General features: G+C 63.7%; 11 protein-coding genes. 3 read left to right on the forward strand and 8 right to left on the reverse strand.

The window, feature by feature from the left end:
• Positions 1-3 precede the first annotated feature (3 nt).
• The 7 genes from AC05QJ_RS00255 to AC05QJ_RS00285 form a co-directional block, all read right to left on the reverse strand.
• Positions 4-1,626 (reverse strand): EAL domain-containing protein, encoded by a 1,623-nt coding sequence (locus AC05QJ_RS00255; RefSeq protein WP_476745074.1) that lies wholly within the window; start codon positions 1,624-1,626, stop codon positions 4-6.
• 80 nt (positions 1,627-1,706) lie between these two features.
• The gene (locus AC05QJ_RS00260; protein ID WP_476745075.1) at positions 1,707-2,492 is read right to left on the reverse strand and encodes an N-acetylmuramoyl-L-alanine amidase; all 786 of its coding nucleotides are present in this window, start codon (positions 2,490-2,492) and stop codon (positions 1,707-1,709) included.
• Positions 2,493-2,556: 64 nt separating this feature from the next.
• Positions 2,557-4,596 carry a diguanylate cyclase gene (locus tag AC05QJ_RS00265; protein ID WP_476745076.1) on the reverse strand — a complete coding sequence of 680 codons (2,040 nt, stop codon included), beginning with the start codon at positions 4,594-4,596 and terminating at the stop codon, positions 2,557-2,559.
• 23 nt (positions 4,597-4,619) lie between these two features.
• A complete protein-coding gene (locus tag AC05QJ_RS00270; protein WP_476745077.1) occupies positions 4,620-5,474 on the reverse strand; it encodes an endonuclease/exonuclease/phosphatase family protein in 855 nt (284 codons plus the stop codon).
• A gap of 12 nt (positions 5,475-5,486) precedes the next feature.
• On the reverse strand, positions 5,487-6,116 hold the full coding sequence (gene dsbA, locus AC05QJ_RS00275) for a thiol:disulfide interchange protein DsbA (protein ID WP_476745078.1): 630 nt from the start codon (positions 6,114-6,116) through the stop codon (positions 5,487-5,489).
• Between the two features lie 171 nt (positions 6,117-6,287).
• A complete protein-coding gene (locus tag AC05QJ_RS00280; RefSeq protein ID WP_476745079.1) occupies positions 6,288-6,905 on the reverse strand; it encodes a c-type cytochrome in 618 nt (205 codons plus the stop codon).
• Between the two features lie 33 nt (positions 6,906-6,938).
• A complete protein-coding gene (locus AC05QJ_RS00285; RefSeq protein ID WP_476745080.1) occupies positions 6,939-7,241 on the reverse strand; it encodes a c-type cytochrome in 303 nt (100 codons plus the stop codon).
• Positions 7,242-7,435: 194 nt separating this feature from the next.
• Between AC05QJ_RS00285 and yihA the strand changes: the two genes are divergently transcribed.
• Complete coding sequence (gene yihA, locus AC05QJ_RS00290; RefSeq protein ID WP_476745081.1) at positions 7,436-8,068, forward strand: ribosome biogenesis GTP-binding protein YihA/YsxC; 633 nt, start codon at positions 7,436-7,438, stop codon at positions 8,066-8,068.
• 302 nt (positions 8,069-8,370) lie between these two features.
• Here the strand turns inward: yihA and polA are convergent, their stop codons facing one another.
• Positions 8,371-11,184, reverse strand: coding sequence for a DNA polymerase I (gene polA / locus AC05QJ_RS00295; RefSeq protein ID WP_476745082.1), 2,814 nt, complete (start codon positions 11,182-11,184; stop codon positions 8,371-8,373).
• Positions 11,185-11,258: 74 nt separating this feature from the next.
• Between polA and AC05QJ_RS00300 the strand changes: the two genes are divergently transcribed.
• Positions 11,259-11,546 (forward strand): DUF2782 domain-containing protein, encoded by a 288-nt coding sequence (locus AC05QJ_RS00300; protein WP_476745083.1) that lies wholly within the window; start codon positions 11,259-11,261, stop codon positions 11,544-11,546.
• 63 nt (positions 11,547-11,609) lie between these two features.
• Complete coding sequence (locus tag AC05QJ_RS00305) at positions 11,610-12,560, forward strand: homoserine kinase (RefSeq protein ID WP_476745084.1); 951 nt, start codon at positions 11,610-11,612, stop codon at positions 12,558-12,560.
• Positions 12,561-12,742: the final 182 nt, after the last annotated feature.

A 12,742-nucleotide genomic window follows, 5' to 3' on the forward strand; every position in this document is an offset into this window, starting at 1 on the left:
GACTCAGGCTTCATCGTCGATCCGCCGCGGCCCCAGGCGTCGCCCGCGGGTGATCAGCTCGACCAGTTGGCGTGCGCTCAGCGGATGCGCGAACAGCCAGCCCTGGCCGTAATTCACGCCCTCGCTGTTGAGTAGCAGTGCCTGGTCCTCATATTCGATCCCCTCGGCGATCACTCGCAATTGCAGGGCATGGGCCATGCGAATGATGTGCGGCGCGACGCCACTGCTGGCGGCATCGTGGCCGAGCGCATCAATGAAGGCCTTGTCGATCTTCAGGCAATCCACCGGCAAGGTCTGCAGGTAAGCGAGGCTGCAATAGCCTGTACCGAAGTCGTCGATCAACACCTGGTGGCCCACCGCACGCAGCGCCTGCAGGTTGTCGCGGGCCACGACGACATCGATCAGCCCACGCTCGGTGACTTCGAAGGCGATCTGGCTTGCCGCCACATGGTGGGTCGCCAGCAACCGCGCTGCGACCCGGCCGATGCGCGGCACCATGACGTCGCAGGCCGCCAGGTTGACCGAGATATAAAGCTGCGGGTTGGCCCGCAACAGTTGGCCGAGCTGGTCAAAGACCCGCTGCAGAACGAAATCGGTGATCTGGCGGATCTGTCCGGTGTTTTCCGCCAACGGAATGAACAGGTCGGGGCTGGTCAGGGTGCCGTCCGGTCGTCGCCAGCGCACCAGCGCCTCGGCGCCGACACAGCGGCGGCTGGTCAGCTCGAAGATCGGTTGATACAGCACCTGCAATTCGCCGCGCCGCAGGGCGCCTTGCAACTCGGAGCTCATGGAGTTGCCCTGGCGCACCAGTTGCAGCACCGCCCAGCCGATGCACCAGGCCAGCAGCAGGCTGCCGGGGAAGAGCAACCACAGAACCCCGTTCATCTTCAGAGGCAGGCTGGCCCGTGGCGCGATCAGCACCAGTTGATAGTCCGGGGACTTGGTGGGCATGCGGTAGAGCAGGCGGTCCGGCAGCTCCAGCAGGGCGTCCGTGGAAACCGGAGGCCAGACGTCGCCGGGCGGCGGCCAGTCCTGCACCGGCCCCAGCACCGGGACTGCCCGGGCGCCCCGATCCAGTATCACCAGCAGGCTGCCACCCGCCGGCAGATCGACCACATCGGTGAGGTGCCCCCGGGAAGTGGATACCCGGAAAGGCCCGCGCCCCAGGACCAGCGCGGCACGGTTGTCGTCGGGTTCGGTGCTGGTGTTGAGCCAGTAGCTGTAGGTGGGGCCCTGGATATCCGGCGGCGGCAAGGATTCGAAGGTGCGATCGCCGAGGCGATTGGAACAGATCTGTCCCTCGCCCATGTAGGCCGCCTCGAACACGAAACGGTTGTTGAAAGCCACCTGTTGCAGCGCGGCAAGCATCTCGGGGCCACAGCCGCGCAAGGGCTGCGCCTGGAGTTGATCGACCCCCTCGCGCAACTGGCCGAAGATCTGCTCGAGCCGCTCCAGAAAGCGCTCGCCACGGGCGTTCATCTGTTCGCTTTCGTTTGCCTGCAACTGGTGCATCGCCACGCCCAGGCTGGCGAGCAACAGCAGGACCGCACTCGCCGAGGCCGCTAGCGTGGCCAAAAGCCAGGGACGGTAAAGCAGGCTGCGCACCATCAGGAAGGCAGATGACATCGGAAATATCCCGTTGAATACCAAGAGGTATAGCAACTGGCGGGCGAGTCAGCCTGGCCGTTGGGCGGCGGCCCTGACCATCAGCGGGTGTTGTTCAGCACCTGCAGCATCGCCGCCGTCTGCGCATCCGGCTGGCCGTCGAAGCGCTGCGGGCGGAAGCGCATCTGGAACGCCGCAATGACGTGCCGGGTCGCCACGTCCCACTCGCCGGTCTGCTCGATGGCGTAACCGAAGCGTGCCAGTTGCTGCTGGTACCAGGTGACGCTCGGTGGATTGACCGCAAAGCGCGCCTGCACCTGAGCCACCGCGCGGGCATCGGGCCAGATGCCCAGGCCTTCGTCTGCCAGCCGCTTCCAGGGGAACAGCGGGCCTGGGTCGAGCTTGCGCAATGGCGCAATGTCGCTGTGGCCGATGATGTGACGCGGCTGGATGTTGTTGCGCTGGGCGATGTCCTTGAGCAGCAGGATCAGCGCCTGTATTTGCGCCTCGCTGTAGGGATGCCAGATGCGCCCGGTCGGCGTATCGGTGAAGCCCGGATTGACGATCTCGATACCGATGGAGGTGGAGTTCAGCCAGGTTCGTCCTTCCCACTGGCTGTCGCCGGCGTGCCAGGCGCGACGGTTTTCGTCGACGAGCTGGTAGATCGTGGCATTGCTGTCGTCGCCGATCAGGTAATGGCTGCTGACTTCGCCGTGGGTCAGCAATGCCAGCGAGCGCTCCAGCGAAGCGTTGGTGTAATGCACGACGACGAACTGGATGCGGCTGTCCTGGTTGGCCGAGACGTGGCTGCGGTCGATCCGCAGTTGCGGGCCGCTGCTGCAACCCGCCAACAGGGCGAAGAAGAGGCCGGAAAAAAGCGCTTTCATGGACAAGGGGCGATGCCTGGGAAGTCTGTAATGCAATAGCATAACGTACCTCACTGAAGGTCGCTCACCCCTGTTCGACGCGGTTGCGGCCCAAATGTTTCGCCCGGTAAAGGGCTTCGTCGGCGCGCTTGAGCACCAGGTCGCTGCGCTCGCCGGGGCGGAATGCCGTGATGCCGACGGACAGGGTAATGGTCACGCGCTCGCCCTTGAAGTGGAACGGGCAGGCCTCCACCGCCGCACGCAGGCTCTCCGCCAACTGTAGACCACCGGCCAGCGCCGTCTGCGGCACCAGCATGACGAACTCCTCACCGCCGAAGCGGGCGATGAAGTCGCGGCTGCGCAAGCGCTTGCGCAGTTCATTGGCAACGATCTTCAACACTTTGTCGCCGGCCAGGTGACCGTAGCTGTCGTTGATGCGCTTGAAGTGATCGAGGTCGAGGATCGCCATCAACAGATGGCCGCCTTTTTCCTGCCAGTCAGCCACTTCCAGGTCCAGCCGCTCGGACCAGGCCGCACGGTTCGGCAGGCCGGTCAGCGGATCGACCAGCGCCTTTTGCCGCTGCTCTTCCAGGTGCTCGCGATACCCCTGGGCTTCCTGCTCCATGTGCGCGACGCGCTCGGCCAGGCCCTTGAGCCGGGTCGCCATCTCTTCTTCGCGCAGGTCCCGCTGATGCTGGTGCTCGTCCATGGTGCCGAGCAGGCCTTCGAGGCGGTTTTCCAGGATGTGCTTGAGGCTGTCGACGTCTACCGCGCCCTTGACGCTGCTCTGCAGACCATCGACCTGCTCGCGCAATTGGCTGTTGAGGTCGCGCTCGGCGGACTGATTGTCGGCGTGCCCTTCGCTGGCTTCCTGCAAGTGACTCTGGAACGACTCCAGGCGCTCGTTGAGCTGTTGCAGATAAGCCTCGAACTCATGCTGGCCGCTGTCGGTGATGGCCAGCATCAGCACCGCGAGGTCGTCCAGCACCGGCAGCAGTTCGTACCAGTTCAGGCCGTGCTCCAGGCGGTCACGCACCGACTGTGCCTGCGGACGATGCCGCTCGGGCAGGGTCAGGTCGTCGAGCAGGCCGAGGAGGGTGTCCTCGATATGGTTGGCCACCGAGCTGTACGTAGGCTCGGTGCCGTCGGGAAGGGAATAGAGCAGTTGTTCCGGGGTCAGCTCCTGGTCGGGAGCTTCGGCGGCATCATCGACGGAGCCGACCGATTCCTCAGCCGCGGGGCTGACAACCGGCTCGGGGTCAGGTTGCGCGTCCGGCTGTTCCGGCTCGGGCTCCGAAACGACTTCGGCGCTGTCCTCAGGCTCGGCCTTCGCGGTCGGCTCGGCGCCGACCTCGGCAGCGGGCTCCAGCGGGTGGTCAGACACCAGCGCTGGCCCGTTGACAACCGGGGCCGGCACGTCCACAGCGGTTGCCAGCGGACGCAACTCATCCACATCACCTGACACCACGGGCAGGGCCTGACGGGCCGGCTGCACGGCTGCGCTATCGTCATCGTCGTCACGTACGGCCGCAGGGGGTGTCGGTGCCGGCTGAGGCGTCGGCTCGTGCGCCGGTTGCGGTTCTCCCGCCTCGCCAGCAGCGTCGCGGCTGCCGAACAAGCGCTGCAGGAAGCCCTGCTTCTGCTGGTCTTCCGGGTGGCTCAGCAGTTCCAGGGCCTGGCCCTGCAGTTTGCTCAGTTCGCTGAGCAACAAGGGGACTTCGCGGGACTGACCGGCGCGGATCTCCACCTGCTTGCCGAGCTTCTTCAACGGCCGGCGCACTTCACTGGGCAGCGACAACGCCTGCAACTGGCCAACCAGCGAAGACAGCGCGGTGGTGACCTGCGAAACACGGGTAGCGCGACGCTGCTCGGAGTCGAGCACGGCTTTTTCAAGACGGGGAATCAGGCCGGCAAGGGCGGCGTCCATGTTGTCGGTGCGGATGACGTCGCGCATTTCCTTCATGCACTCGTCTACCACACGGTCGCTGCCTTCGGCGGCCAGGGTGCTGCGCACGAGACCGCGACGCAGCAAGTCGAGGCGGGCTTCCCAACGGCGCTCCAGCTTCTCTTGCTGCTCGATACTCTTGAGGTATTTCTCTTTCCAGCGCTGGGCTTCGTCGGTCATGCCTGGGTCCGCAAAGAAGGGGACTAACGCAAAACCGGAAGCGTATCCACAGTCAGGGAATCAGGCAAACGAATCTCAACCGCGACCGGCAAATGATCGGAGATCGGCTGGGAAAGGACTTCGACCCGTTCCAGGGTCAAGCTGGGACTGAGCAGGATGTGATCCAGGCAGCGCTGCGGGCGCCAGCTGGGGAAGGTGGCCTCGACTTGCGGTGCAATCAGCCCCAGGTCCCGCAGGGGCGAGTGCTGCAGCAGGTCGGTGGCGTGGGTGTTCATGTCGCCCATCAGCACCTGGTGGCGATAACCGCCGATCAGCTCGCGGATATAGGCCAGTTGCCGCACCCGGGTCTTGGAACCGAGGGCCAGGTGCATCATCACCACGACGAGCGCGTCCTCGCCTTCGCCGAAACGCACCAGGATCGCTCCGCGACCGGCCGGCCCGGGCAGCGGATGATCCTCCAGCAATTGCGGTTTCAGGCGGCTGAGCACGCCATTGCTATGCTGGGCGAAGCGCCCGAGGTTGCGGTTGAGCTGTTGGTACCAGTAGGGAAAGGCGCCGAGCTGCGCAAGGTATTCGACCTGGTTGACGTAGCCGGAGCGCAGGCTGCCGCCATCGGCTTCCTGCAGGGCCACCAGGTCGAAATCACCGAGCAGGTCGCCGATCTTCTGCAGGTTGCCGGCACGCCCGGTATGCGGCAGCAGGTGTTGCCAGCCGCGGGTCAGGTAGTGCCGGTAACGCTCGGTGCTGATGCCGACCTGGATGTTGAAGCTGAGCAGTCGCAGGCGACCATCCTCCGGAAGGCTGCTTTCGACCAGATGATGCTCGTTGACCCGTGGATCACACAGGTTTGCGACACGCTCGCTTCTCCAGCGTCTCATGGTCTGCGCCGCTTACTTCGCGGCGCGCTCCTTGGCGATCAGTTGGTCGGCCACGTTCAGCACGCCTTCCGGGCCACCGGCGGTGCCGAGGTCGAAGCGGTACTTGCCGTTGACCACCATGCTCGGCACACCGGTGATTTCATACTTCTTCGCCAGTTCCTTGGCCTGGTTGACCTGGCCCTTGATGGCGAACGAGTTGAAGGTGGCGAGGAACTTGTCCTTGTCGACACCCTGGGTGGCGAGGAAGTCAGCCATGTCGTTAGGGTCGGTCAGGCGCTTGCGCTGATTCTGGATAGCGTCGAAGACGGCAGCGTGCACACTGTGCTCGACGCCCATGGCTTCGAGGGTCAGGAACATCTGGCCGTGGGCATCCCATGGGCCACCGAACATGGCAGGGACGCGCTTGAAGTTGACGTCGGCAGGCAGCTTGTCGATCCACGGGTTGATGGTCGGTTCGAAGTTGTAGCAGTGCGGGCAGCCGTACCAGAACAGCTCGACCACCTCGATCTTGCCTGGCTGGGACACCGGCACCGGGTTGCTCAGCTCGATATATTCCTTGCCCGCCACTGGCTCGGCGGCCTGGGCAGTCATACCGAAAACGCTGGCAGCCACCAGCGCGGCGCTGAGAATCAGATTACGCATGCTTTACTCCTGAGCAGTCATGGGTCGCCCTGAAACGACATGTCTTCTGACAGGCCAAGGCGGGTGCGAGTTCGTAAGTGTAACGGCAGAAGAACGAAAAAAGGGCGGCCGAGGCCACCCTTTTCATGTTCGGGACGCACCATTAACCCAGCGTTAACGGGTGCCCGAGGATCAGTGCAGGCCCTGGATGTAGCTGGCCAGCGCCTGAATGTCCTTGTTGCTCAGCTTCGACGCGATGGAGCGCATGGTGGTGGTGTCACCATCGTTGGTGCGGTCGCCTTCGCGGAAGTCGGTCAGTTGCTTGGTAATGTACTGCGCGTGCTGGCCGCCCAGGTGCGGGAAGCCGGCGGCAGCGATGCCAGCGCCGTTGGGCGAGTGGCAACCGGTGCAGGCCGGCAGGCCGCTTTGCAGGTCACCCCCATTGAACAGGGCGCGGCCCCGTTCGACCAGGGCAGGGTCCGCCGCGCCGACGCTGCCTTTCTGGCTGGCGAAGTAAGCAGCGATGTCAGCGAGATCCTGATCGTTGAGGTTGGTCAGCAGGCCGGTCATTTCCAGCACCGTGCGCTTGCCGTCCTTGATGTCGTGGAGCTGCTTGGTCAGGTAACGCTCGCCCTGGCCTGCAAGTTTGGGGAAGTTCGGTGCCAGGCTGTTGCCGTCCGGATTGTGACAAGCGCCACATACAGCGGTTTTTGCCTGACCGGCAGCGGCATCGCCGACGATAGTGCCAGCGGCATTGGCGCCGCCTGTAACGCCCAGGGTCAACAGCAGACTCACGATAAGTTTGTTCATCAGCTAATCCAACTACGGCTAAGGGTGAAAGAGTTATGTATCGGGTCTACCGCTCATCCAGTGGATGATTGCCTGGTAGTCCTCGGCACTGCAGTCCATGCACAATCCACGCGGTGGCATAGCCTTGAAACCCTGGGTTACATGCCCGACCAATATCTCCATACCCTGCGCCAGCCTTGGCTCCCAGGCTGCACGGTCACCCGCTCTGGGGGCCTGTGGCAGCTGCCCGGCGTGACAGGCCGCACACGTGCGGTTGTACAACGCCTCGGGATCCTGTGTAGCCTGAGCGCTTAAAAACGGTAGAAAGACACCGATCACAAGCAGCCATTTCGTCATGCGAACGACCCTTCAGGGTTGGGGGTTGCTTTGCGTTCTTTTGCGCAAGCGTTAGTTTTAGGCCCCCGTGCACATCGTCCTACGCTGGGATAATGCGCACACAAAATCTAGGGCATTATATACTTCCGTTGCCGAAACGGAAACGACACCACCTGCCGCACCCCACTCCAGGCAACGCTCACACCGGACATCCCATGCAAGTCAAAAACCCCATCCTCGGACTTTGCCAGACGGCAAAATTCGCCATCAGTGCCGCCAAAGTCGAACAATGCCCGCCCGACGCAGGCTATGAAGTCGCCTTCGCCGGCCGGTCCAATGCCGGCAAGTCCAGCGCCCTCAACACCCTGACCCATGCCAGCCTGGCCCGTACCTCGAAAACCCCGGGTCGCACCCAGTTGTTGAACTTCTTCAGTCTGGACGACGATCGGCGTCTGGTCGACCTGCCGGGCTACGGATATGCAAAAGTGCCGATTCCGCTCAAGCAGCACTGGGTGCGCCACCTGGAGGCCTACCTGGGCAGCCGCGAGAGCCTGAAGGGTTTGATCCTGATGATGGACGTGCGCCATCCCATGACCGACTTCGACCAGATGCTGCTGGACTGGGCCAAAGCCAGCGGCATGCCGATGCATGTCCTGCTGACCAAGGCCGACAAACTGACCTTCGGCGCAGCCAAGAACACCCTGCTGAAGGTGCAGTCGGAGATTCGCAAGGGATGGGGTGACAGCATCACCATCCAGCTGTTCTCGGCACCGAAACGCCAAGGCCTGGAAGAGGCCTACGGCGTGCTGGCACGCTGGATGGAACTGGCCGACAAGCCCGCAGAATAAGGCTTTGGCGTTTTTTGCCCGGTAAATTCCGGGCAAAAAAAACCCCGGACTTCGTATGGGGAGGGGGAAGTTCGGGGTTCAAGTTCCGAACCGCTAGGGCGGGGTCCGGATATCTGCCAACACTTAACACAACATAGGAGCATTGAAGGGCTTCACCAGCCATTCAGTACCTCTGAGTGGTGGTTCACCGGTTTAGTTCCTGAGCGGTGAAAACTATTTGCGATAAGTGGGAAATTTCTTAATCCCACCCCCGCCCGACGCGCCGATGCCGCGACCTTATGCCGCAGCATTTACCGTCATTTTCAGTGCGCTTCGTCCCAGTTCGCGCCAATTCCCACATCCACCAGCAGCGGAACATCCAGTTGAGCGGCACCGCTCATGAAGGGACGAATCTCGTCGCGAACCTGCTCGACCAGGTCTTCGCGCACCTCCAGCACCAGTTCGTCGTGTACCTGGAGAATCACCCGGGCATCCAGCCCCGAGCTCTGCAGCCAGTTGTCCACCGCCACCATGGCGCGCTTGATGATGTCTGCCGCCGTACCTTGCATCGGGGCGTTGATCGCGGTGCGCTCGGCGCCGGCGCGCTCCTGCGGGCGGCTGGAGTTGATCGCCGGCAGGTACAGGCGGCGACCGAACAGGGTTTCCACGTAACCCTGCTCCGCTGCCTGCTTGCGGGTGCGCTCCATATATTCGCGCACACCGGGATAGCGGGCGAAGTAGGCGTCGATGTAGGTCTTGGCTTGCTTGGTCTCGACGCCGATGTCCTTGCCCAGTTTCTTCGCGCCCATGCCGTAGATCAGACCGAAGTTGATCGCCTTGGCACTGCGCCGCTGATCGGAGGTGACGGCATCCAGCGCCACGTTGAACACTTCGGCGGCGGTGGCGGTGTGCACGTCCAGGCCGTTGCGGAAGGCATTCATCAGGCCCTCGTCGCGAGACAGGTGGGCCATGATGCGCAGCTCGATCTGCGAGTAGTCCGCCGCCAGCAGCTTGTAGCCCTGAGGCGCGACGAACGCCTGACGAATGCGCCTCCCCTCGGCGGTACGCACCGGAATGTTCTGCAGATTCGGGTCGCTCGACGACAGACGGCCGGTCGCGGCGATCGCCTGGCCGTAGGAGGTATGGATACGCCCGGTGCGCGGGTTGATCTGCTCCGGCAGGCGGTCGGTGTAGGTACTTTTCAGCTTGCTCAGCGAGCGGTACTGCATCAGTACCCGCGGCAGCGGATACCCCTCCTCGGCCAGTTCATCCAGCACCTCCTCGGCGGTGGACGGCTGACCCTTGGCGGTCTTCTTCAGCACTGGCAGACCGAACTTGTCGTAGAGGATCGCGCCCAACTGGCGCGGCGAGCCGAGGTTGAATTCCTCGCCCGCCAGCTCGATGGCCTGGCGTTCCAGTTCGGCCATCTTGTCGCCCAGCTCCTGGCTCTGGATCTTCAGCAACTCGGCATCCACCAGCGCGCCCTGGCGCTCGATACGCGCCAGCACTGGCACCAGTGGCATCTCGATCTCGGTCAGCACCGGGGTCAGGCTCGGAATCGCCTGCAGTTGCGGGAACAGCGCCTGGTGCAGGCGCAGGGTCACGTCGGCGTCTTCGGCGGCATACGGGCCGGCCTTGTCCAGAGTGATCTGGTCGAAGGTCAGTTGCTTGGCGCCCTTGCCGGCGATGTCCTCGAACTTGACCGTGGTGTACTCCAGGTACTTCTTGGCCAGGCTGTCCATGTCATGACGGGTGGCCGTGGAGTTGAGCACGTAGGACTCGAGCATGGTGTCGAAGGCCACGCCGCGCACGGTGATGCCGTTGTCCTGGTCGCCGTCGATGGCGCAGTTGGCGAGGATGTTCATGTCGAACTTGGCGTGCTGGCCGACCTTGAGCTTGTCCGGGTCTTCCAGCAGCGGCTTGAGCGCCCGCAGCACCGTATCGCGATCCAGTTGCTTCGGCGCGTCGGGGTAGTTATGGGTCAGCGGGATGTACGCTCCTTCATAAGCCTGCACTGCGAAGGAAACACCAACCAGTTGCGCCTGATGGGCATCGATCCCGGTGGTTTCGGTATCGAAGGCGAACAGCGGGGCGTCCTTGAGCTTCTGCAGCCAGACGTCGAAACGTGCCTGGTCGAGGATGGTCTCGTAGACCGGGTCCACCGGCACTACCACTTCGGCCGCCACCACCGCCTCGGGCGTGGCCACGGCGATGGTCAGGTCCAGTTCGGCCACCGGTGCCGGCTGGGCGGCACGGCGGGCCTCGCGCTCCAGTTCGTCGATCCAGCCCTTGAACTCCAGCAGGGTGTACAGCTCCAGCAGCTTTTCGCGGTCCGGTTCGCCCAGGTGCAGGTCATCCAGGCCGACGTCCAGTTCCACGTCGCACTTGATAGTGGCCAGCTGGTAGGAGAGAAACGCCATCTCCTTGTGCTCCAGCAGCTTCGCCGGCAGGGTCTTGGCGCCGCGGATCGGCAGGGCCGGAACCTGGTCGAGGTTCTCGTAGAGCTCTTTCAAGCCACCGTTGACCCCTACCAGCAGCCCCACGGCGGTCTTTTCGCCCACCCCTTTCACGCCCGGGATGTTGTCGGCGGTATCGCCCATCAGCGCCAGCAGGTCGATGATCTGCCCGGGGGCGACACCGAATTTCCCTTTTACGCCCTCGATGTCGAGCACGGTTCCGGTCATGGTGTTGACCAGCGTAATGTGCTCGTCGACCAGTTGCGCCATGTCCTTGTCGCCGGTGGACACCACCACCGGACGGGCCGCCGCCGCACTGCGGCAGGCCAGGGTACCGATCACGTCGTCAGCCTCGACCCCCTCCACGCACAGCAGCGGGAAGCCCAGGGCGCGCACGGCGGCGTGCAGCGGCTCGATCTGCACGCGCATGTCGTCGGGCATGCTCGGGCGATTGGCCTTGTAGTCGGCGAACAGCTCGTCGCGGAACGTGCCGCCCTTGGCGTCGAACACCACGGCGAACGGACTCTGCGGGTACTGCTTGCGCAGGCTGCGGAGCATGTTCAACACCCCCTTCACCGCGCCGGTCGGCAGGCCCTTGGACGTGGTCAGCGGCGGCAGCGCGTGGAAGGCGCGGTAGAGGTACGACGAACCGTCTACCAGGACGAGAGGGGTTTGGCTCATGAGCGGAATCAACCTTTTCGACGGGCCCGGCGCTAGAATGTCCGGATCATTGACGACAAAGGGACAAGGTTATCATGGGTACATTGAATCGCCTGTTGTTGCTCGGCCTGCTGGTCGGCACGCCTGTCGCGGCACTGGCAGCGGATGACGCGCCCTCTGCCGACCCGGAAGTAACCATTCGCACGGAAGGCGACAAAACCATCCAGGAATACCGACAGAACGGTTTCCTGTACGCAATCAAGGTCACCCCGAAGAACGGCAAGCCGTATTTTCTGGTGCGTGCGGACGGTACCGATGCCAACTTCATCCGGTCCGACCAGCCCGACATGCTGATCCCCTCGTGGAAAATCTTCGAGTGGTAACGCCGACCTTCAACATCCACCCGGCACGCCGAGACGGCGTGCCTGTATGAGCAGTTTTTGACCATGTCTGTGTTCACTCCCCTGACCCGGCCCGAGCTGGAAACCTTTCTGGCCCCTTACGGACTGGGCCGCCTGCGAGATTTCCAGGGCATCGCCGCGGGCACCGAGAACAGCAACTTCTTCATCAGCCTCGAACAGGGGGAGTTCGTACTGACATTGGTGGAACGCGGCCCTGTGCAAGACATGCCGTTCTTCATCGAACTGCTCGATGTGCTCCACGAAGCCGACCTGCCGGTGCCCTATGCCCTGCGCACCACCGACGGCCAGGCCCTGCGCGAGCTGGCCGGCAAGCCGGCACTGCTGCAACCGCGCCTGGCCGGCAAGCACATCAAGGCGCCGAACAACCAGCATTGCATCCAGGTCGCCGAATTCGTCGCCCATGTGCACCTGGCCACCCGCGACAGGATGCTGGTGCGCAAGACCGACCGCGGCCTGGACTGGATGCTCGACGCCGGCAATGAACTGATGGACCGCCTGACCCCGGACCAGCAGACGCTGCTCAAGGCCAGCCTCGACGAAATCAGCGCCCATCACGCGCAGATCATGGCGCTGCCACGGGCCAACCTGCACGCCGACCTGTTCCGTGACAACGCGATGTTCGAAGGCACTCACCTGACCGGCGTGATCGACTTCTACAACGCCTGCTCGGGGCCGATGCTCTACGACCTGGCGATTACCCTGAACGACTGGTGCTGCGACGAAGCCGGCGAGATCGACCCGGTCCGCGCACGGGCGTTCCTGGGGGCGTACGCGGCGCTGCGTCCGTTCACTGCAGCCGAAGCCCAGCTCTGGCCGGTGATGTTGCGGGTGGCGTGCGTGCGGTTCTGGCTGTCGCGGCTGATTGCCGCCGAGTCCTTCGCGGGGATGGACGTGATGATCCATGACCCGGCGGAGTTCGAAGTGCGCCTGAAGGCGCGGCAGGATGTGGGGCTGGCGTTGCCGTTCGCCCTTTAAACCGTCATCGCTGGCAAGCGGAACGCCGCCCGGCCAGCTTGTGTGAACCTTGTAGGAGCGGCTTCAGCCGCGAATGGGCGCAAAGCGGCCACAAAACCTGTGTCCCGGGTGTGTCAGGCAGATCAGGGACTCAGGCTTTACGACGGCTGCGCCGCCGTTCGCGGCTGAAGCCGCTCCCACGA

The sequence above is a fragment of the Pseudomonas sp. TUM25319 genome, assembly GCF_056388475.1.